Annotated in this window: 24 protein-coding genes and 1 tRNA gene; 13 read left to right on the forward strand and 12 right to left on the reverse strand. The window is 68.9% G+C overall.

The window, feature by feature from the left end:
- Positions 1–49: 49 nt before the first annotated feature.
- Positions 50–616: a carboxymuconolactone decarboxylase family protein gene (locus QM792_RS10520; RefSeq protein WP_415149782.1), complete on the forward strand. Its 567-nt coding sequence runs from the start codon at positions 50–52 to the stop codon at positions 614–616.
- A 53-nt stretch (positions 617–669) separates the two neighbouring features.
- Here QM792_RS10520 and serB read toward each other — a convergent pair whose 3' ends face one another.
- The 4 genes from serB to mfd are packed head-to-tail and all read right to left on the reverse strand — an operon-like array spanning position 670 to position 5,481.
- Positions 670–1,383 carry a phosphoserine phosphatase SerB gene (gene serB, locus QM792_RS10525; protein ID WP_415149784.1) on the reverse strand — a complete coding sequence of 238 codons (714 nt, stop codon included), beginning with the start codon at positions 1,381–1,383 and terminating at the stop codon, positions 670–672.
- 30 nt (positions 1,384–1,413) lie between these two features.
- Positions 1,414–1,743, reverse strand: coding sequence for a hypothetical protein (locus tag QM792_RS10530; RefSeq protein WP_415149785.1), 330 nt, complete (start codon positions 1,741–1,743; stop codon positions 1,414–1,416).
- A 6-nt stretch (positions 1,744–1,749) separates the two neighbouring features.
- Positions 1,750–1,971, reverse strand: coding sequence for a DUF433 domain-containing protein (locus tag QM792_RS10535; protein ID WP_415149787.1), 222 nt, complete (start codon positions 1,969–1,971; stop codon positions 1,750–1,752).
- A gap of 39 nt (positions 1,972–2,010) precedes the next feature.
- Entirely contained in the window at positions 2,011–5,481 is a 3,471-nt protein-coding gene (gene mfd / locus QM792_RS10540) for a transcription-repair coupling factor (RefSeq protein ID WP_415149789.1), read from the reverse strand.
- A gap of 42 nt (positions 5,482–5,523) precedes the next feature.
- Between mfd and ispD the strand changes: the two genes are divergently transcribed.
- Together ispD and ispF are read left to right on the forward strand one after the other, a co-directional pair.
- On the forward strand, positions 5,524–6,264 hold the full coding sequence (gene ispD / locus QM792_RS10545) for a 2-C-methyl-D-erythritol 4-phosphate cytidylyltransferase (RefSeq protein WP_415149790.1): 741 nt from the start codon (positions 5,524–5,526) through the stop codon (positions 6,262–6,264).
- Positions 6,261–6,770 (forward strand): 2-C-methyl-D-erythritol 2,4-cyclodiphosphate synthase, encoded by a 510-nt coding sequence (gene ispF, locus QM792_RS10550; protein ID WP_415149791.1) that lies wholly within the window; start codon positions 6,261–6,263, stop codon positions 6,768–6,770. The genes ispD and ispF overlap by 4 nt, the downstream gene beginning before the upstream one ends.
- Positions 6,771–6,797: 27 nt before the next feature.
- Here ispF and QM792_RS10555 read toward each other — a convergent pair whose 3' ends face one another.
- Positions 6,798–8,126, reverse strand: coding sequence for an ATP-binding protein (locus QM792_RS10555; RefSeq protein WP_415149793.1), 1,329 nt, complete (start codon positions 8,124–8,126; stop codon positions 6,798–6,800).
- Between the two features lie 101 nt (positions 8,127–8,227).
- Complete coding sequence (gene ompR / locus QM792_RS10560; RefSeq protein WP_415149795.1) at positions 8,228–8,962, reverse strand: two-component system response regulator OmpR; 735 nt, start codon at positions 8,960–8,962, stop codon at positions 8,228–8,230.
- A gap of 177 nt (positions 8,963–9,139) precedes the next feature.
- Here ompR and QM792_RS10565 point away from each other — a divergent pair, with 177 nt between their 5' ends.
- A complete protein-coding gene (locus QM792_RS10565; protein ID WP_415149797.1) occupies positions 9,140–9,844 on the forward strand; it encodes an SIMPL domain-containing protein in 705 nt (234 codons plus the stop codon).
- A gap of 18 nt (positions 9,845–9,862) precedes the next feature.
- Here QM792_RS10565 and QM792_RS10570 read toward each other — a convergent pair whose 3' ends face one another.
- On the reverse strand, positions 9,863–10,645 hold the full coding sequence (locus QM792_RS10570; protein WP_415149799.1) for a 3-hydroxybutyrate dehydrogenase: 783 nt from the start codon (positions 10,643–10,645) through the stop codon (positions 9,863–9,865).
- A 67-nt stretch (positions 10,646–10,712) separates the two neighbouring features.
- On the opposite strand from QM792_RS10570, the gene QM792_RS10575 reads away from it, so the two are divergent.
- The 9 genes from QM792_RS10575 to QM792_RS10615 all read left to right on the forward strand — a co-directional run bounded on the left by QM792_RS10575 (position 10,713) and on the right by QM792_RS10615 (position 18,963).
- Entirely contained in the window at positions 10,713–11,579 is an 867-nt protein-coding gene (locus tag QM792_RS10575) for an alpha/beta fold hydrolase (protein WP_415149801.1), read from the forward strand.
- Positions 11,576–13,837, forward strand: coding sequence for a RelA/SpoT family protein (locus QM792_RS10580; protein WP_415149803.1), 2,262 nt, complete (start codon positions 11,576–11,578; stop codon positions 13,835–13,837). Before QM792_RS10575 ends, QM792_RS10580 begins: the two co-directional genes overlap by 4 nt.
- A gap of 31 nt (positions 13,838–13,868) precedes the next feature.
- A tRNA-Val gene (locus QM792_RS10585) sits at positions 13,869–13,945 on the forward strand.
- Between the two features lie 441 nt (positions 13,946–14,386).
- Positions 14,387–15,568 carry an aminotransferase class V-fold PLP-dependent enzyme gene (locus tag QM792_RS10590; RefSeq protein ID WP_415149805.1) on the forward strand — a complete coding sequence of 394 codons (1,182 nt, stop codon included), beginning with the start codon at positions 14,387–14,389 and terminating at the stop codon, positions 15,566–15,568.
- Positions 15,569–15,620: 52 nt separating this feature from the next.
- Positions 15,621–16,520: a transporter substrate-binding domain-containing protein gene (locus QM792_RS10595; protein WP_415149807.1), complete on the forward strand. Its 900-nt coding sequence runs from the start codon at positions 15,621–15,623 to the stop codon at positions 16,518–16,520.
- A 28-nt stretch (positions 16,521–16,548) separates the two neighbouring features.
- Complete coding sequence (locus tag QM792_RS10600; RefSeq protein WP_415149808.1) at positions 16,549–17,310, forward strand: amino acid ABC transporter permease; 762 nt, start codon at positions 16,549–16,551, stop codon at positions 17,308–17,310.
- A gap of 1 nt (position 17,311) precedes the next feature.
- A complete protein-coding gene (locus tag QM792_RS10605; protein ID WP_415149810.1) occupies positions 17,312–18,004 on the forward strand; it encodes an amino acid ABC transporter permease in 693 nt (230 codons plus the stop codon).
- 13 nt (positions 18,005–18,017) lie between these two features.
- The gene (locus QM792_RS10610) at positions 18,018–18,797 is read left to right on the forward strand and encodes an IclR family transcriptional regulator (protein ID WP_415149811.1); all 780 of its coding nucleotides are present in this window, start codon (positions 18,018–18,020) and stop codon (positions 18,795–18,797) included.
- A 34-nt stretch (positions 18,798–18,831) separates the two neighbouring features.
- Positions 18,832–18,963, forward strand: coding sequence for a hypothetical protein (locus QM792_RS10615; RefSeq protein WP_415149813.1), 132 nt, complete (start codon positions 18,832–18,834; stop codon positions 18,961–18,963).
- A 63-nt stretch (positions 18,964–19,026) separates the two neighbouring features.
- Here QM792_RS10615 and QM792_RS10620 read toward each other — a convergent pair whose 3' ends face one another.
- The 5 genes from QM792_RS10620 to QM792_RS10640 all read right to left on the reverse strand — a co-directional run bounded on the left by QM792_RS10620 (position 19,027) and on the right by QM792_RS10640 (position 23,643).
- Positions 19,027–19,764, reverse strand: a complete 738-nt coding sequence (locus tag QM792_RS10620; RefSeq protein ID WP_415149814.1) for a sulfite exporter TauE/SafE family protein — start codon at positions 19,762–19,764, stop codon at positions 19,027–19,029.
- 75 nt (positions 19,765–19,839) lie between these two features.
- Positions 19,840–21,216 (reverse strand): allophanate hydrolase, encoded by a 1,377-nt coding sequence (locus QM792_RS10625; protein ID WP_415149816.1) that lies wholly within the window; start codon positions 21,214–21,216, stop codon positions 19,840–19,842.
- On the reverse strand, positions 21,213–21,947 hold the full coding sequence (locus QM792_RS10630) for a GntR family transcriptional regulator (protein WP_415149818.1): 735 nt from the start codon (positions 21,945–21,947) through the stop codon (positions 21,213–21,215). Before QM792_RS10630 ends, QM792_RS10625 begins: the two co-directional genes overlap by 4 nt.
- 68 nt (positions 21,948–22,015) lie before the next feature.
- Complete coding sequence (locus QM792_RS10635; RefSeq protein WP_415149819.1) at positions 22,016–22,807, reverse strand: ABC transporter permease; 792 nt, start codon at positions 22,805–22,807, stop codon at positions 22,016–22,018.
- Between the two features lie 11 nt (positions 22,808–22,818).
- On the reverse strand, positions 22,819–23,643 hold the full coding sequence (locus QM792_RS10640) for an ABC transporter ATP-binding protein (RefSeq protein WP_415149820.1): 825 nt from the start codon (positions 23,641–23,643) through the stop codon (positions 22,819–22,821).
- Positions 23,644–23,646: the final 3 nt, after the last annotated feature.

Genomic DNA, 23,646 nt, shown 5'->3' on the forward strand with positions numbered 1-23,646 from the left:
GACATCTTGGCCACACTGGTCGCCTCTCGTCACCAACCCAGGAGCTGCCATGAACCGCGTCCCCCTGATCGACCGTACCGCCACCAGCGCCGACCGCCAGGCGCTGCTCGACGACATCCACGCCGCCTTCGGCGCCACGCCCAACATGTTCCGCGCCGTCGCCAACTCGCCGGCGGCGCTGCGCAGCATGTGGGGCTCGTTCGGCGCGCTGGGCGCCGGCACGCTGGGCGCGAAGCTCGGCGAGCAGATCGCCGTGGCGGTGGCCGACCGCAACGCCTGCGAGTACTGCCTGGCCGCGCACACGGTGCTGGGCCGCAAGGCCGGCGCGAGCGCCGAGGAGATGGCCGCCGCGCAGGCCGGCGAGGCGGCCGACGCGCGCACGCAGGCGGCGCTGCGCTTCGCGCTGAAGCTCGTCGACGCGCGCGCTCAGGTCGGCGACGCCGACGTGCAGCGGCTGCGCGACGTTGGTTTCGACGACGAGGGCATCGTCGAGATCCTCGCCCACGTGGCGCTGAACCTGTTCACGAACTACGTGAACGTGGCCTTCGCGGTGCCGGTGGATTTCCCCGCGGTCAGGCTGCGCGGCTCACTGGACCGCCCTCCGGTCACTGCGTGACCACCTCCCCGAGGGAGGAGCGCGCTCCCTTCGGAGCGGCCGTGCGGGAGCGCTCACGCTGACAGCACTTCGAGCGCGCGGTCCATGCCGCCGCTCGTGATCGAGATCATCGCCCGCTCGCGCACAGCGGGCTTGGGGCGGTAGGCGATCGACAGGCCGGCGGCGCCCATCATCGGCAGGTCGTTCGCGCCGTCGCCCACGGCGATGGTCTGCGAAGGCGCGATGCCCATCAGCTCGGCCACCTCGAGCAGCACGCGCTTCTTCTCGGCGCCGTCGACGATGTCGCCCCAGGGCCGGTCGAACAGCGTGCCGGTGAGCCGGCCGTTGGCGATGCCCAGCGTGTTGGCGCGTGCGAAGTCGAGCCCGAGCTGGTGGCGGATGCGCTCGCTGAAGAAGGTGAAGCCGCCCGAGACCAGCAGCGTCTTCAGCCCGGCCGCCCGGCAGGCCTGCACGAAGCCCTGCACGCCCGGGTTCAGGCGCAGCTTGTCGCTCCAGACCTTCTCCAGCGCCGCCACCGGCACGCCGGCCAGCAGCGCGACGCGGCGGCGCAGGCTGTCCTTGTAGTCGGCGATCTCGCCGCGCATCGCCGCCTCGGTGATCTCGGACACCTCGGCCTTGCGGCCGGCGGCCTCGGCGATCTCGTCGACGCACTCGATGTTGATCAGCGTCGAGTCCATGTCGAAGGCCACCAGCCTGAAGTCCGCCAGGCGCAGCGGCGGTGCGAAGCCGCGGATGAAGAGGCCGGGGGCGTGTTCGGTGCTGGACATGGAGCGGGCAAGGGACGAAGGGCCGCGATTCTACGAGCGGGGTGCCGCAGCCACGGGGACTTCGACGTACGAACCCGGAGACGCCGAATCGATGGCCGCCACGACGGGTGGCAGGTCGGCCAGGATGCGCGGCCAGCTCGTCGTGAGGATGACGACGATGGCGATCTTCCTGCCCGCGAGGTTCTGCTGGTACCTGAGGTTCTGGTCGGTGCTGACGAAGACCTCGAAACCGGCCTGCTCGGTGGCGGCGATGAGGGCGCCGTTCTTCAGTTGCGACCACCCGCGCTCATGGGCGGTTTCGACCTCGTGGCCCGCCAGCGAGCGGCGCAGCGGGGCGGGTGTGCCCTGGTCGAAGAACACCTTCACTCAGGCGGGCGCCAGGGCGCTCTTCGCGGCGTGCTCCAGGACCGTGCGAACCTGCTCCGCGCCGACGCCCGGGAACCATTCGATGAAGTCGTGGACGGATGCGCCGTCTTCCAGGTTCTCGAACAAGGCGGCCACGGGCACGCGCGTGCCCCGAAAGACCCAGGCACCGCTGACGCGCTCGGGGTCGCTTTCGACGGCGGGGCAGGTCGACCAGTCGATCATGGTGGGCATCGTAGCACCGGAGCACGGCGGCTCGTCGTGTCAGGCCGCCACCTTCGGCGCGCCGAGCGAACGCAGCACGTCGCGGATCAGTTGCGCGCGGTCTTTCGGCTCGGGCATGGCGCGCTCGATGCGCAGCTTGTCGTTGCCGGCCAGCTTGACGTGGCGGTTCTTCTGCACCAGCTCGATGATCTTCAGCGCGTCCACCGGCGGGTTGGGGCGGAAGCCGATCACCGTCAGTTGCGGCGCGGCGTCGATCTTGAGCACGCCGTAGGGCTTGGCCAGCACGCGCAGGCGGTGCACGTCGAACAGCGTCTGGCCCTGCGGCGGCAGCTTGCCGAAGCGGTCGGTGATCTCCTCGAGCATCGCGTCGATCTGCTCGGCGCGCTCGGCGGTGGCCAGGCGCTTGTACAGGCTCAGGCGCACGTGCACGTCGCCGCAGTAGGCGTCGGGCAGCAGCGCGGGGGCGTGCAGGTTGATCTCGGTGGCGGCCGCGAGTGGGCTCAGCAGGTCGGGCTCGCGGCCCGCCTTCAGCGAGCGCACCGCCTCGGCGAGCATGTCGTTGTAGAGCTGGAAGCCGACTTCCATCATGTTGCCGCTCTGGTTCTCGCCCAGCACCTCGCCCGCGCCGCGGATCTCCAGGTCGTGCATCGCGAGGTAGAAGCCGCTGCCGAGTTCCTCCATCTGCTGGATCGCTTCGAGCCGCTGCGCCGCCTGCTTGGTGAGGCCCTCCACGTCGGGCACCAGCAGGTAGGCGTAGGCCTGGTGGTGCGAGCGGCCGACGCGCCCGCGCAACTGGTGCAGTTGCGCCAGGCCGAACTTGTCGGCGCGGCTGATCACGATGGTGTTGGCGCTCGGCACGTCGATGCCGGTCTCGATGATGGTCGAGCACAGCAGCAGGTTGTGGCGCTGCGCGACGAAGTCGCGCATCACGCGCTCCAGCTCGCGTTCGGGCATCTGGCCGTGCGCGATGGCGATGCGCGCCTCGGGCAGCAGCTCGGCCAGCTTGTCGCGCCGCGCGGCGATGGTCTCCACCTCGTTGTGCAGGAAGTAGACCTGCCCGCCGCGCTTGAGCTCGCGCAGCACCGCCTCGCGGATCGTGCCGCTGCCCTCGTTGCGCACGAAGGTCTTGATCGCCAGGCGGCGCTGCGGCGCGGTGGCGATCACGCTGAGGTCGCGCAGGCCTTCCAGCGCCATGCCCAGCGTGCGCGGGATCGGCGTGGCGGTCAGCGTGAGCACGTCCACGTCGGCGCGCAGCGCCTTGATCGCCTCCTTGTGGCGCACGCCGAAGCGGTGCTCCTCGTCGATGACCAGCAGGCCCAGGCGCTTGAACTTCACGTCGGCCGACAGCAGCTTGTGCGTGCCGACCACGATGTCGATGCTGCCGTCGGCGATGCCTTCCATCGCCGCCTTCACTTCCTTGGCCGAGCGGAAGCGCGACAGCTCGGCCACCTTCACCGGCCACTTGCCGAAGCGGTCGGCGATGTTCTGGTAGTGCTGCTCGGCCAGCAGCGTGGTCGGCGCGAGGATGGCCACCTGGCGGCCGCCGGTCACCGCGACGAAGGCGGCGCGCAGCGCGACCTCGGTCTTGCCGAAGCCGACGTCGCCGCACACCAGGCGGTCCATCGGCCTGGGGCTGACCATGTCCTGGATCACGGCGTGGATCGCGGCCTGCTGGTCGGGCGTCTCGTCGAAGCCGAAGCTCGCCGCGAAGGCCTCGTAGTCGTGCGGCTGGAAGCGGAACGCGAAGCCCTCGCGCGCCGCGCGGCGCGCGTAGAGGTTCAGCAGCTCGGCCGCGGTGTCGCGCACCTGCTGGGCGGCCTTGCGTCGGGCCTTCTCCCACTGGCCGGAGCCGAGCCGGTGCAGCGGCGCTTCCTCGGCGCTGACGCCGGTGTAGCGCGCGATCAGGTGAAGCTGCGCCACCGGCACGTAGAGCGTGGCCTTGTCGGCGTATTCGAGGTGCAGGAATTCGCTCGGCCCGTCGCCTAGGTCGATGTTGATCAGCCCGATGTAGCGCCCGATGCCGTGGTTGACGTGCACCACCGGGTCGCCGACGTTCAGCTCGGAGAGATCCTTGATCAGCGCGTTGACGTCGCTGACCTGCTCCTGCCGCCGCTTGCGCCGCGCGCTCGGCGCGGTGGCGAAGAGTTCGGTCTCGGTGACGAACTGGATCGTGCGGCCCTCGGCCGGTTCGTGCCAGAAGAAGCCTTCGGCCAGCGGCGCGACGCCGATCGCGAAGTGTTCCGCGCCGGCTTCGAATTCGGCCAGCGAGGCGACGCTGGGCGGCTCGATCTTGTTGTCGCGCAGCAGCTCGAGCAGGCTCTCGCGCCGGCCCTCGCTCTCGGCGAGGATCAGCACGCGGTGCGCGGTGCCCGCCACGTGCTGCTGCAGCTTCTTCAGCGGCTCGGGCGCGCCGCGGTCGACGCTCAGGTCGGGCAGCGGCCGCGCCCACGTGACCTCGGCAGAGCTCACTTCGTGGCCCTTGACCGGCTCGCGGCCGCGCAGCGCCAGCGTCGCATGCACGTTGGCACGCGCGAAGAACTCCTCGCTGCGCAGGAAGATCTCCTCCGGCGCCAGGATGGGCTTTTCCTTGTCGTGCCGCAGGAAGCGGTGGCGCTCGCGCGTGTCGGTCCAGAAGCGGTTCAGCGCCTCGTCGACCTCGCCGTGCAGCGCCAGCGCCGCCGTGTCGCCGAGGTAGTCGAAGATCGTCGCCGTCGCGTCGAAGAACAGCGGCAGGTAGTACTCGATGCCCGCGGTGGCGATGCCGGCGGCGATGTCCTTGTACAGGCGCACCTTGGTCGGATCGCCCTCGACCTTCTCGCGCCAGCGCGCGCGGAAGGCGGTGCGCGCCGCCTCGTCCATCGGGAACTCGCGGCCCGGCAGCAGCCGCACCTCGGGCACCGGGTAGAGGCTGCGCTGCGAGTCGGGGTCGAAGGTGCGTATCGAGTCGACCTCGTCGCCGAACAGGTCGACGCGGTAGGGCACCGGCGAGCCCATGGGGAACAGGTCGATCAGGCCGCCGCGCACCGCGTACTCACCCGGCGACACCACCTGGCTGACGTGGGTGTAGCCGGCCAGCGTGAGCTGGCTCTTCAGCGCCGCTTCGTCGAGCTTCTGCTTCTGCTTGAAGTGGAAGGTGTAGGCGGCCAGGAAGCTCGGCGGCGCGAGCCGCACCAGCGCGGTCGAGGCGGGCAGCAGCACCACGTCGACATCCCGCTGGCGGATGCGCCACAGCGTGGCCAGCCGCTCGGAGATCAGGTCCTGGTGCGGGCTGAAGGTGTCGTAGGGCAGCGTCTCCCAGTCGGGGAACACGGCGATGCGCAGTTGCGGCGCGAAGAAGGCCAGTTCGCCTTCGAGGCGCTGCGTGTCGGCCGGCTCGGCGGTGACGATCGCCAGCGGCGTCTTGCGTTCGGCCTGCCGCTGCGCGAAGCGGGCCAGCAGCAGCGCGTCGGCCGAGCCGAGCGGGCGGGGCAGGGTGAAGCGCTTGCCGGGCGCGATGACGGGGACTTGCATCGGGGGGCGGATCATACAATCCGGGCCCTTCGCCCGCCGCGCATGAACGCCCCCACGAACACTCCTGCGAACGTCGATTCGCAGCCCCGCTGCTACGCCTTGCTGCCCTGTGCCGGCGTCGGTGCGCGCGCCGGCGCCGACGGCCCCAAGCAGTACGTGCGGATCGCCGGTCAGGCGATGGTGGCGCACACGCTCGCGGCGCTGGCTCGTGTGCCGCGCATCGCGGCGACGCTGGTGGTGCTGGCCGGCGACGACGACCGCTTCGAGGCGCTGCTGCCCGGCTTCGAGGGCGAACGCGGCTGGCTCTGCAAGCGCGGCGGCGCGACGCGCGCCGACAGCGTGGCCGGCGGCCTCGACGAACTGCTCGCGCGCGGCGCGCGCCGCGACGACTGGGTGCTGGTGCACGACGCCGCGCGCTGCCTGCTGCGCCCGGCCTGGGTGGAACGGCTGATCGACGCCTGCCTCGCCGACGCCGTCGGCGGCCTGCTCGCGCTGCCGCTGGCCGACACGCTCAAGCGCGCCGAGGGCGGGCGCGTGGCCGAGACGCTGCCGCGCGCCGACAAGTGGGCGGCGCAGACGCCGCAGATGTTCCGCATCGGCCTGCTGCGCGACGCGCTCGCGCGGGCCGGCAGCGCGGTGACCGACGAGGCCAGCGCGATCGAGGCGCTGGGCCTGCGCCCGCTGCTGGTGGAAGGCGACGCCGCCAACCTGAAGGTCACCTGGCCGTCCGACTTCACGCTCGCCGAACGCCTGCTCGCCGAACGCCAGGAGGAATCCGCATGAACCTGCCCAACATCCGCATCGGCCAAGGCTGGGACAGCCACCGCCTCGTCGAAGGCCGCCCGCTGGTGCTCGGCGGCGTGACCATCCCGCACACGCACGGGCTGGACGGCCACTCCGACGCCGACGCGCTGTGCCACGCGATCACCGACGCGGTCTTCGGCGCGCTGGCGCTGGGCGACATCGGATACCACTTCCCCGACACCGACGAGCGCTTCCGCGGCGCCGATTCGCTGGCGCTGCTGGCCGAGGCGGGCCGGCGCGCCTTGCAGGCCGGCTGGCACGTGGCCAACGTCGACAGCACCATCGTCGCGCAGGCGCCCAAGATGGCGCCGCACATCCTGGCGATGCGCCAGCGCATCGCGCAGGCGCTGGCCATCAAGGTCGAGCAGGTCAGCGTGAAGGCCAAGACGGCCGAGAGGCTGGGCCCGGTGGGCGAGGGCCTGGGCATCGAGGCCCGCGCGGTGTGCCTGCTCTACACCCTGCGCCGGCCCGTCGTGCCGGCCTGACCCCGCAGCGAACCCGGCGAGCCCGGTTCAGGGCGCTTTTTTCAGGCGCAGGTGGCAGACGAGGCCGCCGTCCGGCGCGTTGGCCACCTCGAAGGCGCCGCCCATGCGCTGCATCGCCTTCTCGACGATGGCCAGGCCCAGGCCGGCGCCGGTGGCCGCGGTGCGCGCCGCGTCGCCGCGGAAGAAGGGCGTCGACAACTGCTGCAGCTTGGCCGGGTCGACGCCCGGGCCGTGGTCGCGCACGCTCAGGATCACCCAGGGCCCGGTGCGCGCGTAGCTCACCAGTACCTTGGCGATGCCGGTGTCGTTGCTGCGGCCGTAGCGGCGCGCGTTCTCGAACAGGTTCTGCAGCACGCGGCCGAGTTCGGTTTCGTCGGCCAGCACCTTGGTGTCGATCGCCACGCGCGCGGTGATGCGGATCTGGCTGGTGTCGCGGAAGGCCGCCATCTCGCGGTCGACCAGGCTCGACAGGTGCACCGGCACCAGCTTCACGTCGCCCGGCCGCGCGTAGTCCATGAACTTGTCGATGATGGCGTCGAGCTGGTCGATGTCGGAGGCCATGTTGCGCTTGGCCTCGTCGTCGTTGACGCTCATCTCGGCTTCCAGGCGCAGCCGCGCCAGCGGCGTGCGCAGGTCGTGGCTGATGCCGGCGAGCATCACCGCGCGGTCTTCCTCCACCTTGGCCAGCTCGCGCGCCATGCGGTTGAAGCCCATGTTGACCTGGCGGATCTCGCTGGTCATCGTGTTCTCGTCGAGCACCGAGTCGAACTCGCCCTCGCGGATGCGGCTGGCGGCGAACGACAGGTCCTGCAGCGGCCGGTTGATCGCGCGGGCGATCAGCGCCGAGCCGAACACCGAGGCGATCAGCGCGACGCCGCCCCACAGCAGCAGCGTGCCCAAGGTGAGCGTGCTGACGCGCGAGGAGTCGGCCTGCAGCCAGTACGGGTCCTTGTCGATCGTGAAGCCCACCCACAGGCCCGGCTGCTTGTTCACCGAGCCGGCCACCACCGTGTCGGGGCCGAGCTGGGCGCGCAGTTCGGCACCGATGGCGCGCGAGAAGCGGTCCACCTCGTAGGGCTCCCACTTGTCGCCCGGCTCGCGCGGCGCGAGGCGCACCGACTCCTGCTTGGCCATGGTCTTGACCAGCGCGACGCGGTTGATCGTGTCGCTGGCCTGCAGCGCGGTGCGCGCCAGGTTCACCAGCGCGGCGATCTGCTGCGCCGCCTGCACCGCGCGCGGCTCGAACTCCAGCGCCTTGAAGGTCTGCATCCACGCGAACACGCCCCCCACCAGCAGCAGCGCGAGCAGGAAGAAGGTGCGCCAGAACAGGCTGAAGGCGAGCTTGGTGCGGGCCATCCGGGGCGGGGCGGGAGCGTGTGTGGAGGGTCAGTGCGCGAGTGTCGGCGCAAAAAAGGCCCCGACGCGCGGGGCCGTGCTGCCGGCGCGACGCCGCAGCGTCACGAGGTGCCGTCCGGCACGAAGACGTAGCCCACGCCCCACACCGTCTGGATGTAGCGCGGCTGGGCCGGGTCGGGCTCGATCATCTTGCGCAGGCGCGAGATCTGCACGTCCAGGCTGCGGTCGAAGGGCTCGAACTCGCGGCCGCGCGCCAGTTGCGCGAGCTTGTCGCGGCTCAGCGGCTGGCGCGGGTGCCGCACCAGCGCCTTGAGCATCGAGAACTCGCCGGTGGTCAGCGCGATCTGCTCGCCGTCCTTGGTCAGCCGGCGCAGCGCGAGGTCGAACTCGAAGGGGCCGAAGCTCACCGTCTGCGGCTCCTTGGCCGGCGCGCCGGGCGCCTCCAGCGTCGGGCGGCGGCGCAGCACGGCGTGGATGCGCGCCAGCAGCTCGCGCGGGTTGAAGGGCTTGGGCAGGTAGTCGTCGGCGCCCACCTCCAGGCCGACGATGCGGTCGACGTCTTCCACCTTGGCGGTCAGCATGATGATGGGCGTCACGTCGTTGGCGGCGCGCAGGCGGCGGCAGATCGACAGGCCGTCCTCGCCGGGCAGCATCAGGTCGAGCACGATCAGGTCGACGGTCTCGCGCGTCAGCACGCGGTTCAGCGCCTTGGCGTCCTCGGCGAGCAGCACCTCGAAGCCTTCCTGCGTCAGGTAGCGGCGCAGCAGGTCGCGGATGCGCGCGTCGTCGTCGACGACGACGATGCGGTCGGGGCGCTGGTTGGGATTGGCGGGCATCGGGGACTCCGAACTTGTAACAGGCGGGATTCTGCGGGGCTTTGCCGGGGCAATCGGAGCGCCTGACCATATGTTACAAATCTTGCCCCTGCGCGGGCCGGGGCGCCATCGTCACCCCGTTGGCGGCGCCAGCGCGTATAAGCCCTGCCTGTCCACTTTGACGAGGAAAACACAGACATGCGAAGCCGCCCCATCGCCGCCATGCTGGCCGCCGCCACCGCCGCGCTGACCGCCCACGCCCAGGCCGAGCAGCCGCAGGGCGTGGTCTCGCTCTCGGCGAGCGCCACCGTCGAGGTCACCAAGGACCTGCTCAACGTCGTGCTCAGCACCAGCAAGGAAGGGCAGGACGCCGCCACCGTGCAGAGCCAGCTCAAGCAGGCGCTCGACGCCGCGCTGGCAGAGGCGCGCAAGGCCGCCAAGCCGGGCCAGATCGACGTGCAGACCGGCAACTTCTCGCTCTACCCGCGCTACGCCGCCAAGGGCGGGCTGGCCGGCTGGCAGGGCTCGGCCGAACTGGTGATCGAGGGCAAGGACATCGGCGGCATCGGCGCGCTGACCGGCCGCATCACGACGATGAGCGTGGCGCGCGTCAGCCAGGGCGTGTCGCGCGAGCTGCGCGAGAAGGTCGAGAGCGAACTCGCCGCGCAGGCCATCGCGCGCTATCGCGCCAAGGCGGCCGAGTACGCCCGGCAGTTCGGCTACTCGTCGTTCGTGATCCGCGAGGTCAACGTCGGCGAAACCGAGGCGCCGGGCTTCGTGCCGATGCCGATGCTGCGCGCCAAGGCGATGTCGTCGGTGGTGGCCGACGAGGCGCTGCCGGTGGAGGCCGGCAAGGCGCAGCTCGCGGTCAGCGTCAACGGCAGCGTGCAGTTGACGAAGTAGCCGGCGGCGGCGCCGACCTCACTGCGCGGTCCAGCCGCCGTCCACGGCCCAGGCCTGGCCGCGCACGTTGTCCGCGCCCGCCGAGCACAGGAACACCGCCAGGTCGCCCAACTGCTCGGGCGTGGTGAACTGCAGCGAGGGCTGCTTCTCGCCGAGCAGGCGGCGCTTGGCTTCTTCGTCGTCGACGCCGTCCTTCGCGGCGCGCGCGTCGACCTGCTTCTGCACCAGCGGCGTCAGCACCCAGCCGGGGCAGATCGCGTTGACGGTCACGCCGGTGGTGGCGAGTTCGAGCGCGCTGGCCTTGGTCAGCCCGACGATGCCGTGCTTGGCCGCCACGTAGGCCGACTTGCCCGCCGAGGCCACCAGGCCGTGCGCCGAGGCGATGTTGACGATGCGGCCCCAGTTCCTCGCGCGCATCGCCGGGATGGCCAGGCGCATCGCGTGGAAGGCCGAGCTGAGGTTGATGGCGATGATCGCGTCCCAGCGCTCGGCCGGAAAGTCCTCGACGTTGGCCACGTGCTGGATGCCGGCGTTGTTGACCAGCACGTCGACGCCGCCGAATTCCTTGGCCGCGTAGGCCATCATCGCCTCGATCTCGGCCGGCTTGCTCATGTCGGCGCCGTGGTAGCCGACGCGGACGCCGTGCGCCCGGCCGGCCGCGGCCACCTCGGCCTGGGGCGCCTCGGCGTCGCCGAAGCCGTTGAGCACCACGTTGGCGCCCTGCGCGGCGAGCCGCTTCGCGATGCCCAGGCCGATGCCGCTGGTGGAGCCGGTGACGAGGGCGGTTTTTCCTTTGAGCATGAGGGTTCTCCGACGATTGACTTAGCATGGATTATGGAGACCGAACTGAACCGGAACTGAAACGGACATGACGCAACCCCGCCTTCACAGCGTGCAATGCCTGGGCGCGCGCGGACTGCACCGCATGGCCTACGCGGAATGGGGCGACGCCGCCAACCCGCGCGTGCTCGTCTGCGCGCACGGCCTGGCGCGCCAGGGCCGCGACTTCGACGTCTTCGCGCAGGCGATGAGCGACCGCTACCGCGTCGTCTGCCCCGACGTGGTCGGCCGCGGCCGTTCCGACTGGCTGGCCGATCCGGCCGGCTACCAGATTCCCGCCTACGTGAGCGACATGGTGACGCTGCTGGCGCGGCTGGACGCGCGCGAGCTGCACTGGGTCGGCACTTCGATGGGCGGCCTGATCGGGCTGGGCCTGGCCGCCTTGCCCGGCTCGCCGGTGGGCAAGCTCGTGCTCAACGACGTCGGCCCGGTGATCGAGGCGGCGGCCTTGCAGCGCATCGGCGCCTACGTCGGCGCGCCGGGGCGCTGGCCCAGCGTCGAGGCGGCGGCCGACTACCTGTGGAGCATCTCGGCCAGCTTCGGGCCGCACACGCGCGAGCAGTGGCTGGCGCTGACGCGGCCGATGCTCAAGCCCTGCGCCGACGGTTTCGAGCTGCACTACGACCCGGCCATCGCCGTGGCGCTGCGCGCCATCACGCCCGAGGCCGCGCGCGCCGGCGAGGCGGCGCTGTGGGCCGCCTACGACGCGCTGCGCTGCCCGACGCTGCTGCTGCGCGGCGCCGACAGCGACCTGCTCTCGCGCGACACCGCGCAGGCGATGACGCAGCGCGGCCCGCGCGCGACGCTGGTGGAGTTCGAGGGCGTCGGCCATGCGCCGACGCTGATCGCGCCCGGGCAGATCGCCGCGGTGCGCGAGTTCCTGCTCGCGCCATGAGGACGGGCCTGCCGGACACGCACGAGCAAGCCGCCCCCATCGTCCAGCTCGCGGACGTGGCCGGCGCTGTCGCCGACGCCGAAGCCGAGCTGGCCCCGCTGGAGCGCGCCCGCGCCTTCGCCGAGCCGCTGCTGACCGGCCGCACGCTCGGCACCGGCGAAGACGCGCGCGCGCACGCCGACGGCGTGGCCGCGATCCTGCAGGCCATAGGCGCGGCGCCCTCGATGCGCGCCGCCGCCTACCTCGTCTACGCCGGCGACTTCGTGCAGAAGCCCGAGGAGGTGGTCGAGAAGGCCTTCGGCGCCTCGTACGCGAGCCTGGTCAGCCACACGCGGCGGCTGGTGCAGATCCAGCGCGCCGCGCGCGAGGCGCAGCTCGGCGACGCGCAGCGCGCCGGCCAGGCCGAGCGCGTGCGCAAGATGCTGCTGGCCTTTTCGCGCGACCTGCGCGTGGTGCTGCTGCGCCTGGCCTCGCGGCTGCAGACGCTGCGCTGGTACGCCGCCGCGCGGCGCGAGTGCCCGCGCGCGCTGGCCGAGGAGTCGATGCAGGTGTTCGCGCCGCTGGCCAGCCGGCTCGGCATCTGGCAGGTCAAGTGGGAGCTGGAAGACCTGTCGTTCCGCTTCCTCGAGCCGGCCCGCTACCACGAGGTGGCGCGGCTGCTCGACGAGAAGCGCGTCGAGCGCGAGCAGGGCGTCGAGGCCTTCCGCGTCGAACTGGGCGGGCTGCTCGCCCGCGCCGGCCTGAAGGCCGAGGTGCAGGGCCGGCCCAAGCACCTCTACAGCATCTGGAAGAAGATGCGCGGCAAGGGCCTGGACTTCGCGCGCGTGTTCGACGTGCGCGCGATGCGCGTGATCGTCGCCGACGTGCCGGCCTGCTACGCCGTGCTGGCGCGCGTGCACGAGGCCTGGGCGCCAGTGCCCGGCGAGTTCGACGACTACATCGCGCGGCCCAAGCCGAACGGCTACCAGTCGCTGCACACCGTGGTGCTCGACGCCGAGGGTCGGCCGGTGGAGATCCAGATCCGCACGCGCGCGATGCACGAGCACGCCGAGCACGGCGTGGCGGCGCACTGGGCCTACAAGGAGGCCGGCGTCAAGGGCTACGCCGGCGTCAGCGCCGGCAGCGACTTCGACGCCCAGGTGGCCGAAGCGCGCAAGGCCGTGCTGCGCCAGTTGCTCGCCTGGGAGCGCGACTTCGTCGAGCGCAGCAGCGGCGAGCAGCAGGGCGGGTCGGCCGGCGCCGGCGTGTTCGACGACCGCATCTACGTCTTCACGCCGCAGGCGGCGGTGGTGGAGCTGCCGGCCGGCGCGACGCCGGTGGACTTCGCCTACGCGCTGCACACCGACCTCGGCCACCGCTGCCGCGGCGCGCGCGTCGACGGCCAGATGGTGCCGCTGAACACGCCGCTGCGAAGCGGGCAGACGGTGGAGATCAACGCGGCGAAGGAGGGCGGCCCCTCGCTCGACTGGCTCAACGCCGAACTCGGCTACCTGCAAAGCTCGCGCGGCAAGACCAAGGTGCGCGCGTGGTTCAACGCGCTGGCGCAGCGCGACACCATCGCGCGCGGCCGCGAGGCGGTGGAGAAGCTGCTGCAGCGCGAGGGCCGCACCGCGGTCAAGCTCGACGACCTGGCGGCGCGGCTGGGTTTTCGCAACGCCGACGCGCTGTTCGAGGTGGTGGGCAAGGACGAGTTCTCGCTGCGCAACATCGAGAGCCTGCTGCGGCCGGCCGGGCCGGCGCCGAGCGAGGACGAGGCCATCGTCGCCAAGCACCTCAAGGCGCCCGGGCGCGCGCCGCAGGGCGGCGTGCTGGTGGTGGGCGTCGAGTCGCTGCTGACCAGCCTGGCGCGCTGCTGCCGCCCGGCGCCGCCGGACGCGATCGGCGGCTACGTCACGCGCGGCAAGGGCGTGGCGATCCACCGCGCCGACTGCGTCAACTTCCGCCAGATGGCCGCGCGCGCGCCCGAGCGCGTCATCGCCGTGGCCTGGGGCGAACGCAAGGGCGAGGGCGCGGCGGTGTACCCGGTCGACGTGACCGTCGAGGCGAACGACCGGCAGGGCCTGCTGCGCGACATCACCGAGGTCTTCGCCAAGGAGAAGGTCAACGTGACCGGCGTGAAGACCCAATCGGTCAAGGACGCGCGCGGCGGCACCGCCTGGATGACCTTCACCGTCGAGGTCGGCGACGCGACGCGGCTGGCGCAGGTGCTGGCGCAGGTGGCGCGCATCGCCGGCGTGCGGACGGCGCGTCGGCGCTAGCGCGAAGCCTGCTATACTAAGCGGCTTTCGCAGGCGCGTAGCTCAGCTGGTTAGAGCACCACCTTGACATGGTGGGGGTCGGAGGTTCGAGTCCTCTCGCGCCTACCAGATTCGGTAGAAGGAACAAGGGCTTGGCGGTTTCGCCAGGCCCTTTGTCTTTGGTGGCGCGGAAAGCGCGTGCCGAAATTTGGCTGCTTCAGTTGATGGCGGCAGGTCTATGAGGTGTCCGGAATCCGCGACGAGAGAGTCTTCGGACGGCCGCCGCGTGAACCGACACCTCGAAGCCCGGGCACGCGATAGGTGCGCTCCGGATATCCAACTTTGGTGCGCGGCAAAATTACGTCTCAAAATCCGGACGCCTCTCGATGACCTGCTTCGCAGGAACATCAAGGGTAAACGCTCGAATTTCGGGCCCCCGTGACTCATTCCGGGGTCTCGGATTCAGAGACGCCGTGGCTCACGTCCGATCCTAGAGTTTCGCCGTTGACAGCCCGCCGCGACGGGCAACGGACTCGAAGCCACGTGCTTTCCAACCAGCGAGCGAGACCCATGACATCCAGATTCGACGCTGCGGCGATCCGCAGCGAATTCCCGGTGACCAAGCGCATGCTGTACCTGGATTCGGCGCATCAGACACCGTTGGCCACCAGCGTACGCAGCGCCTTGACCGACTTCTATTCCGAAAGCCATGAGACGGCAGGCCCGAAGCCGGTCTGGCTGCGCCGCGTCGAGCAGACACGTGCTCGTGTGGCGTCGCTCTTCAATGCCAAACCCAGCGAGGTCGCCTTCACGAAAAACACCTCCGAAGGGATGAATATCGCCGCCCACGCCATTCCATTCGCGGCCGGCGACAACGTCGTCCTGATCGAAGGCGACCATCCGAACGCTGCGTATGCATGGCTGAACCAGCGTCGCCGAGGTGTCGAGGTGCGCTTCGCCAAGCTGGCCGCCGAAAGCGAGATCGCCAGTGCCGACACCTTCCGGCCCCTGATCGACGAGCGCACGAAGGTGATCTGCCTGTCGCACGTCAGTTTCCACGCCGGCCAGCGCCACGACCTGGCGAGCATCGGCCGCCTGTGCAGGGAGCGCGGCATCTACCTGGTGGTGGACGCGATGCAGTCGGTCGGCGTGCTGCCGGTCGACGTGCAGGCGCTGAACATCTCGATCCTGGCTGCCGGTACGCACAAGGGGCTGCTGGTGCCGCAGGGGCTGGGCGTGCTGGTCGTGCGCGACGGCCTGGATGAGTTGCAGCCGGCGTACCTCGCGATGTCGAGCCTGGCCAACCCGCCGGCCGACTACATTGCCCGCCCCGACGACATGGCGACGCGCAAGGACGCCGCGCGTTTCGAGATCGGCAACCTCAATCTGCCGGACATCCAGGCGCTCGATGCCGCGGTCGAGATGATCACGAAGGTCGGCGTCGAGAACGTCGAGCGGCACGTGCTGGCGCTGGGCGACCGCCTGATCGAGATCCTGGACGCGCAAGCCATCCCCCTGGTCGGCCCGCGCAAGCGCGAACACCGGGCGCACATCTACGTGCTGCGCGTGCCCGTCGGGCCGTGGGCCGAGCACTTCGCCAACAACCAGGTGCGGGTCTCGCCGGAGCGCGATGGCATCCGCATCTCGTTCGCCATGTTCAACACGCTCGACGACGTCGAACGGCTGGCGCAGGTCCTCCGCCTCTACGGAGCCAAGAACTCGGCAGGCCAGGCCGTCGAGCGCATCGACTGAGCCGCGGCACGCATTCAACCGCCAGTTCCCTTCCACACCCTCGGAGTCACTCATGAACGCACGCACCCTCTTGACCATGGCCTGCCTCGCCGGCGCCGCGCTGACCTCGTCGGCCCACGCGCAAGCCACGGGCGACACGCTGAAGAAGATCAAGGAAACCGGCTCGATCACGCTCGGCTTTCGCGAGTCGTCGATTCCGTTCTCCTACCTCGACGGCCAGCAGAAGCCGGTGGGCATCTCGATCGATCTGTGCGACGCGATCGTCGCCAAGGTGAAACAGCAGCTCAACCTGCCCAGGCTGGAGGTCAAGCAGGTGGCGGTGAACTCGTCCAACCGCATCCCGCTCGTCGCCAACGGCACGGTGGACATCGAATGCGGTGGCACCGCCAACAACGCCGCGCGTCAGAAGCAGGCGAGTTTCTCCGTCGCTACCTTCGTCAGCCAGCCGGTGTGGCTGGTGCGCACCGACGCCGGCATCAAGCAGACTTCGAACCTGAAGGGCAAGACCGTCGTGGTCACGCAAGGTTCGAACGCAGTGGCATTCGCTCGCAAGGTCAACGAGGACCAGAAGCTGGAACTGAACATCATCCAGGCCAAGGACCACGCCGAGTCGATGCTCACGCTGGACAGCGGTCGCGCCGTCGCCTGGCTGGAAGACGACATCCTGGTGGCCGGCGAAAAGGCCAACGCGCGCAATCCCGGCGCGTTCGCGCTCGTCGGCAGCAACTTCGACAACATCTACTACGGCCTGATGTTCCGCAAGGACGATGCGGAATTCAAGACGCTGGTGGACGGCGTGCTCGGCGGCCTGATGAAGAGCGGCGAGTTCGACAGGCTCTACAAGAAGTGGTTCGAGTCGCCGATCCCGCCGCGCAACATGAACCTGGCCTTCCCGATGAGCGACAAGCTGAAGGAGCGGGTCAAGGCGCCGAGCGACAAGATCGACGGCTGACCCTGGATCGTCGCCGCGGAATCGGGCCATGTCGTTTGTCTTGCTGGAAACCGTTCAAGATGGCGACGAGCGCTACCTGGACTGGCTCGTCTCCGGTGTCGGCTGGACGCTGCTGCTGGCGATCACCGGCTGGTGCGTCGCCTTCGTGATCGGCGTCCTGGTTGGCAGCGCCCGCACCTCGACCCATCGCCACGTGGCCCTGGCCGCTCGCCTGTACGTCGAGGTGTTCCGCAACATCCCGGTCATCGTGCAGATGTTCCTGTGGTACTTCGTGTTCCCGGAGCTGTTGCCGGCCGCGCTCGGCGATGCGTTCAAGAAGATGGCGCCGCCCTGGGGCAGCTTCGTGCCGGCGCTGATCGGCCTGTCGCTGTACACGGCCGCCCGGGTGGCCGAGCAGGTGAGGGCGGGCATCGAGGCGCTGCCGCTGGGCCAGCGCTCTGCGGCGCAGGCCCTGGGCATGACCGAATTGCAGATGTACAGACTGGTGCTTCTGCCCCAGTCGCTGCGCATCATCATGCCGACGCTCACCAGCGAGGTGATGGGCATTTTCAAGAACACATCGGTTGCGCTGACCATCGGCCTGCTGGAGCTGACCGCGCAGGCGCGGCAGATCAACGAGTTCACGTTCCAGACCTTCCAGGCCTTCGGTTCGGCGACCGTGGTGTACCTGCTGCTCGCGCTGCTCGTCTACGCCGGAATGCACTGGATGGAAGAGCGCTTGCGCACGCCGGGCCAGGAGCCCGCGAAGAACGCTGCGCAGCCTGCGGCGACGCGCAAGCAAGGGGCCTGAGATGCAGCACCTCGACTTCTCGGTCGTCGGAGAGGCGCTGCCTTTCCTGTTCAAGGGCCTGGTGTTCTCGCTGGAGCTGACCGCCGTCGGATTTCTCGGCGGCCTGGTGCTGGGAACCGGTCTGGCGCTGGTCCGCCACCTGGATGTGCCGGTGGCCGCGCGTGTGGCCACCGGCTACGTCACGCTGATGCGGTCGATCCCGCTGATCATGGTGCTGTTCTGGTTCTTCTTCCTCGTGCCGCTCATGCTGATGTGGGTGACCGGCGCGCCGAGGCCGGTGACCATCGGGCCGGTGTGGACCGCCTTCATCACCTTCACGCTGTTCGAGGCGGCCTACTATGCCGAGATCATCCGCGCCGGCCTCAAGGCCATTCCGAAGGGGCAGTACGAGGCCTGCAAGGCGCTGGCAATGTCCACGGCCAAGACCTACCGGCTGGTGATCCTGCCGCAGGTCTTTCGCACGGTCAGCCCGATCCTGCTGACGCAGACCATCATCCTGTTCCAGGACACCTCCCTCGTGTACGTGCTCTCGATCACCGACCTGCTCGGCGCGGCCTCCAAGGTGGCGCAGCGCGACGCGCGCCTGGTCGAGATGTACCTGACGGTGGCGGTGGTCTACATGGCGATCTGCTCGCTGGCATCGCAACTGGTCGCGACTCTGCGCAAGCGCTATGCCATCCCTTCGAGAGCCTGAGGAGCGCGCCGCAATGGCCACCAAGAACCGCAGGGCGGCCGTGGAGGCCACGTCGACGGATACGCCGGTGGGCCGCCTGTTCGCGGTGATCGAACTGGCGTCGAAGATGGGCATGATCTCGGCGGCCGACATCGTCTACATGCTCGACCTGCCGCGGCCGACCGCGCATCGGATGATCGCCACGCTGGAGGGGCTGGACTTCCTGCAGAAGATGCCGGTCAAGGGGAAGTACGCGGTGGCGCCCAAGCTCGTCGGGCTGGCAACGGCCATCCTGTCGTCGACGATCGTGTACGCGCCGATCCAGACGCTGCTGGCCACCGTGGCGCAGCGCACCGGCGAGACCTGCGGCATCGCGCTGATGGCCATGGGCGAGGTCGAGTACATCGCCAGCGTGATGGGGCAATCGCCGCTGACGCTGCAGTTCCAGGCGGGGCAGCGCGCGCCGATGCATTGCACGTCCAGCGGCCAGGTCTTCCTGGCGAACCTGGACGCGGAGCAACTGGCCAGGTTCCTCGCCACCGGCCCCTGGGAAGCGACGACCGAGTTCACCGTCACCCAACCCAGGATGCTCGCGGACAAGCTTCGCAAGGTGAAGTCGCAGGGCTACGCGAAGAACGACTCCGAATACATCAGCGGCGTCGTCGGCGCCGCCGTTCCGATCCGCAACAGGGAGGGTCAGGTGATCGCCGCGCTGACGATCTCCGCGCCGCGCAGCCGCCGTTCGCTGGACGAGATCAGCGCCATGGTGCCGACCATGCGCACCTACGCCGATCGCATTGGCCGCATCCTGTGACCGCCGCCTGCCAACGCCGATGGAACACGCCGCCATGAGCACCGCCGCTCCCGAAGTCGCCATCCGGCTCACGAACGTCAACAAGCACTTCGGCGCCTTCCAGGTTCTCAAGAACATCAACCTCGAAGTCGCCGCGGGCGAGCGGGTCGTGGTCGGTGGCATTTGAGAAAGTCATTCATGAACGAGCGGTTGCCGAGTGAGCGCAGCGTGGCGAGGGAGATGGCCCTGCCTACTGCGGCGACATGCCTGCGCGAAGGAGCAGGGCGACCACAATCACAATCAGAAAGCTGTTCAATGCGCGGCGGAATGTCGCTTCCAGCAAGCGGCCAGCTAAGGCGTTTCCGGCGATGAAGCCCCCGAGGCCCACGGCTGTGCTGGCCAGCAGCATTGCAGGCGACGTGAGGCCCAGGGTGCCGGTCAGAGAAATCAGCCCCACCTGGATCGACTTGCCGAGGAAGAAGCACAGGTTCAGGACGATCAACTGCTCGACACGTTTCAGATGCGCCAAGGCGCCGAACAACACCATGAAGGGCGCGCCCACGTTGAGTGAGGACTCCGTGAAGCCGGCCAGTGCGGCGAAAGCGCCGCTGTTGCGCCGCACCTGCTGGGGGTCGACTGCGCTCCATCGCTTCAGCAACCAGGGCAAGCAGACGCTCATCGCCAGCAGGGCGGCGAGCAGCAGGATCGATGCTCGCGCCGGCAGCACGCTCTGAACGGCGACGCCGAGGATAGAACCGGTGGCGATGCCCGCAAGCAGCCGGCCAGGGATGCGTTCGGCCAGCAATGCGTGTCGATGGGTCGCCAGCCACCAAGCCGACATGCCGAGCAACGGGATCGCAGCCAGCACCAGCGATGTCGTGTAATCGAGAAAGAGCGCGAGTAAAGGCGTGGCGATCATCGCGAAGCCGATGCCGAAAATGCCGTGCGCGAGCCCTGCGACGCCCAGGATAGCCAGGGTGCCTATCACCGCTGCGTCCGTCATCTCGGGCGGCCCGGCTGCGGCAAGAGGGGTTTCTCGATCACTGCCATGCAGGCCGCTGCATCACCGGAGCGCTGCCACACCCGGCGGGATACCGGTTGCAGCTTCGAAGCGGCGCCCGAGGTCTCGCAGCAGATCGTCGGAGCCCGACCGTCCGATGATCGAGACGCCGAATGGCAAGCCGTCGGGCCGCAGGGCCGATGGCACGGCGACGGCGCAGAGGTCCAGCGGACCGACGCCGTAGGTGTAGTAGCCGATCTCCGCATTGCGGACGAGTGGCTCTTCCAGCATCTCGCGCACGGTGTATGGACGCGGGAGGGTGGGTGTCACGAGCACGTCGATGTTCTGGAATTGCCGCGCGAACTCCGACTGCAGCTCTGCTAGGCGATACATCGCGTTGAAGGCATCGACGGCCGTGTACTTGCGCGCGCGCATGAGAATCGCGGCGACCGTGGGGACGAGCTGCTGCGGGCTGGCGTGCAGCACGTCGCCGTAGCTGGCGACCCGCTCCGCGACGAGCCCGCTCTCGAAGATCATGCGGCCCGCCTCGTGATACGACGCCAAATCAATCTCCACGCAGCTGCCGCCGAGCCCTTTCAGGCGGGCGACGGCCTGCGCAAAGCACTCGGCCGAAGTTGTGTCTCCAAAGAACTCGAGCTGGTTCGGGATCGCGAAATGGAACATGCCGTCGGCTGGTGCGTTCCTGGTGCCGGCACCGGGCCCCCAGGGGCGCACGGGCTCGTCGGAGTCTGCGCCCGAGATCACGTCGAGGACGACGTACGCCTCCTCGACGGTCGAGGCGAAGATCGGGATGCAGTCGAAGAGGCGATTGTTGTAGACCATTCCCTTCGTGCTGACGCGCCCGATGGAGGGGCGAACGCCGACGATGTTGTTCATCGCGGCCGGAATGCGTCCCGATCCACCGGTGTCCGATCCCAGTGAGAAACTCACCAGACCTGCCGCGACAGCCACCCCCGATCCAGAGCTCGAGCCGCCGGGAATGTAGTCCGCATCGAAGACGTTGCGGCAGTGACCGCCGAGTGTGCGCGTGCCATTGAGTCCCGTGGCGAACTGGTCGAGCGTTTGCTTGCCGATGAAGATTGCACCCGCGTCCAGGGCCTTCTGTACCGCCTGCGATGACAGCTCGGGCGTACGCGAATATGTCGGGCAGCCGCAGGCCGTGGGAGATCCGGCGACGTCGACGTTGTCCTTCACGCCGAACGGCAGCCCGAAGAGGGGCAGGCGGTCGATCTCGTGCATCCGTGCGGCAAGCGTACGCGCGCGCTGGCGTAGGGCCTCGGCGTCGGCAACGAAGGCCCAGACGTGATCCTCTCCACGTGCGGCGATCGTGCGAAGCACTTGATCGACGACCTCGACGGGCGTCAACACTCCTGTCCGATAGGCGGAACGAAGCGCATCGAAACGCAGGGAGTGCGTCATGTCGAATCTTTTGAAAACGGCCGAGCAGCGGGCCATGCATGCTGCTCGCGCTCAACGCGAACGTGGAAGTGATAGGCGTCGCCCCGATGGAACAGGTGCTCGCACGAGACCGGAAGACCCGACTGGTCGGTCGTGACGCGATCGATGTAGAGCAGGGCCGCCCCTGGAACGAGCCCGAGCAGCGCGGCCTGTGCCTCGTCGGCAAGGCGCGCACCGATCACCAGGTCTGCGTGCTGCAAGGTCAGGCCCAGATCGCGCTCGAGGATCACGAAGATGTCGGAGGATTCAAGATCCGCACGAGCCAGCAACGCTCCGAGCTGGGTTTTGAAATAGCTGACATCGATCGACACGCGTTCGCGGTTGAGGAACCGGATGCGTTTGATCTCGCAGGCTTTCTCGTTGCGTTGCAGGCCCAGCCGCTCTGCCACGGCCGACGGTGGCTTCAGTTGCTTGATGCTGATCAGCTTCGAGAAGGTCTCGTATCCCAGCGGGCGCATCGCCTCGCCAAAGCTTTGCAGGCGTGTGAGGTCCTGTGTCGCGCGAGGGCGAGACACGTAAGTGCCCTTGCCGTGCAAGCGGTAGATCAGGCCCTCGTTCTGCAGGTCTTGCAGCGCGTGGCGGATCGTGATCCGGCTCACACGGAACATCGCGGTCATCTCGTTCTCTGACGGCAACTGCTGGTCGGGCAGGTGAGTGCCGTCGAGAATGCGCGCACGAATCGTCTCGCGCACCTGCGCATGGAATGGCAGTCTGTCGATGTTCGTGAGCGCCAGGGGCGCCGCGGGTGTGCGTGCAGGTTTCAGCGCTTGCCCTCCCAATGAACCAGTCGACGCCCGATGGCTGCCAGCCCACGATCACTGACCAGTCCGATCAGGCCGATGAGGATGATCCCGGCAAACACGTGGGCGGTTCGGAAGAAGTTGCTGGCATCGAGGACGATGAAGCCGAGTCCGCGATCACCCCCGAGCAGTTCGGATGCGACGAGGATGGACAGAGCCGTGCCCAAAGCCACGCGCATTCCGGTCACGATCTGCGGCAGCGCGGAGGGCAGCACGACATGCCGGAAGATCTGAAGGCGGCTGGCGCCGAGCGTCTGGGCCGCACGCAGCGAGTCCTCGGCGCAGCTGCGCGCACCGGCTTGGGTGTTGATCATCATGATCAGAAAAACCGACATGAAGATCAGCAGGATCTTCGATGTCTCGCCAATGCCGAACCAGAGGATGAACAGGGGGATCAGGCCGAGCGGGGGGATCGGGCGCAGCAACTCCGAAGGCACCAGGAAGATTGCGTCGACCGCTGGGATGCGACCCCTCATCATGCCGATTGAGACGCCGAGCAGGCAGCCCAGTGCAAACGCCGATCCTACGCGCAGCAAGCTCGCAGACACGTGCGCGATCAAGCTGACGCCAGAGTAGCCCTGCGACACCATTTCCTGCAGCGTCGCAAGCACACTTGCTGGGGATGGCAGCAAGGCACTGCGCACCCAGCCAAGTTGGGTGGCTGCGATCCACAACATCAGCAATGCGACGGGCGACAGCACTGCCAGCAGGACATAAGCGCTTCGCCTGCCCGAAGTCGTCGACGTGGTCATGATTCCCTTCTTCAATGGCCTATGCCGCGCATGGCGCGGTAGACCTTCTCACGCACTGACAGGAACTCTGGATGAAGCCGGTTCTCGGATTGGTCGCGCGGCTCCGGCAGCGCGACAGGGAACTCCTCGAAGCGTCCCTGGCCGTCCTTGAGCATCAAGAAGATCCGGTCGCCCAGGAACACGGCCTCGTCGATGCTGTGCGTCACGAACAAGATCGTGCAGCCGGTGGAGGCCTGAATGCGCAGGATCTCCTCCTGCAGCGTCTCTCGCGTCTGTACGTCCACCGCGGCAAAGGGTTCGTCCATCAGCATGACGCTCGGGCTCGCAGCGAGAACCCGCGCGAGGCCGCACCGCTGTCGCATCCCGCCCGAGAGCTGGTAGGGATAGGAGCGCTCGAAGCCGGACAGCCCGACCAGTGACGCCATGCGGCGCGCGGTTTCGTGCTGCTGCTCCTTCGGCGCGCCGGCGCAGCGCAAGCTGAATGCGATGTTCTCGGCGACTGTCATCCAGTCGAACAAGGCATAGGACTGAAAAACGACGCCACGGTCCGGCCCTGGCTCAGAAATCTCGCGGTTGTCGCACAGTGCCACCCCGGCGGTGGGCCGCAGGAAGCCGGCGACGATGTTCAGCAGCGTTGTTTTGCCGCAGCCCGACGGGCCGAGCAGTGCAATGGTTTCGCCGCTGCGCACACTGAACGACACATCGCGCAGCACAGCATGTTCGCCATAGGCGAGCCCCACACCTTCGAAGCGCAGTATCTCGCGTGGCATGCCCGGCCGGCCGGTGGGGGGCGCTGTCAGGTGTGTCGCCAGTTGTGGCGTGTCGCTCAGATCCATGGC

The organism is Piscinibacter sp. (assembly GCF_047600445.1).
GTDB lineage: Bacteria > Pseudomonadota > Gammaproteobacteria > Burkholderiales > Burkholderiaceae_C > Piscinibacter.

Bases quoted from the DNA above. Each gene is read 5' to 3' on its own strand.
- ispD (WP_415149790.1), top strand. From the start codon at position 5,524: ATGAACGCCCCCACGAACACTCCTGCGAACGTCGATTCGCAGCCCCGC.
- QM792_RS10580 (WP_415149803.1), top strand. From the start codon at position 11,576: ATGAGGACGGGCCTGCCGGACACGCACGAGCAAGCCGCCCCCATCGTC.
- QM792_RS10625 (WP_415149816.1), bottom strand. From the start codon at position 21,216: ATGACGCACTCCCTGCGTTTCGATGCGCTTCGTTCCGCCTATCGGACA.
- QM792_RS10615 (WP_415149813.1), top strand. From the start codon at position 18,832: ATGAGCACCGCCGCTCCCGAAGTCGCCATCCGGCTCACGAACGTCAAC.
- ompR (WP_415149795.1), bottom strand. From the start codon at position 8,962: ATGCCCGCCAATCCCAACCAGCGCCCCGACCGCATCGTCGTCGTCGAC.
- QM792_RS10520 (WP_415149782.1), top strand. From the start codon at position 50: ATGAACCGCGTCCCCCTGATCGACCGTACCGCCACCAGCGCCGACCGC.
- mfd (WP_415149789.1), bottom strand. From the start codon at position 5,481: ATGCAAGTCCCCGTCATCGCGCCCGGCAAGCGCTTCACCCTGCCCCGC.
- QM792_RS10555 (WP_415149793.1), bottom strand. From the start codon at position 8,126: ATGGCCCGCACCAAGCTCGCCTTCAGCCTGTTCTGGCGCACCTTCTTC.
- QM792_RS10600 (WP_415149808.1), top strand. From the start codon at position 16,549: ATGTCGTTTGTCTTGCTGGAAACCGTTCAAGATGGCGACGAGCGCTAC.
- QM792_RS10605 (WP_415149810.1), top strand. From the start codon at position 17,312: ATGCAGCACCTCGACTTCTCGGTCGTCGGAGAGGCGCTGCCTTTCCTG.
- QM792_RS10635 (WP_415149819.1), bottom strand. From the start codon at position 22,807: ATGACCACGTCGACGACTTCGGGCAGGCGAAGCGCTTATGTCCTGCTG.
- QM792_RS10535 (WP_415149787.1), bottom strand. From the start codon at position 1,971: ATGATCGACTGGTCGACCTGCCCCGCCGTCGAAAGCGACCCCGAGCGC.
- QM792_RS10595 (WP_415149807.1), top strand. From the start codon at position 15,621: ATGAACGCACGCACCCTCTTGACCATGGCCTGCCTCGCCGGCGCCGCG.
- QM792_RS10610 (WP_415149811.1), top strand. From the start codon at position 18,018: ATGGCCACCAAGAACCGCAGGGCGGCCGTGGAGGCCACGTCGACGGAT.
- serB (WP_415149784.1), bottom strand. From the start codon at position 1,383: ATGTCCAGCACCGAACACGCCCCCGGCCTCTTCATCCGCGGCTTCGCA.
- QM792_RS10575 (WP_415149801.1), top strand. From the start codon at position 10,713: ATGACGCAACCCCGCCTTCACAGCGTGCAATGCCTGGGCGCGCGCGGA.
- QM792_RS10590 (WP_415149805.1), top strand. From the start codon at position 14,387: ATGACATCCAGATTCGACGCTGCGGCGATCCGCAGCGAATTCCCGGTG.
- QM792_RS10640 (WP_415149820.1), bottom strand. From the start codon at position 23,643: ATGGATCTGAGCGACACGCCACAACTGGCGACACACCTGACAGCGCCC.
- ispF (WP_415149791.1), top strand. From the start codon at position 6,261: ATGAACCTGCCCAACATCCGCATCGGCCAAGGCTGGGACAGCCACCGC.
- QM792_RS10565 (WP_415149797.1), top strand. From the start codon at position 9,140: ATGCGAAGCCGCCCCATCGCCGCCATGCTGGCCGCCGCCACCGCCGCG.
- QM792_RS10570 (WP_415149799.1), bottom strand. From the start codon at position 10,645: ATGCTCAAAGGAAAAACCGCCCTCGTCACCGGCTCCACCAGCGGCATC.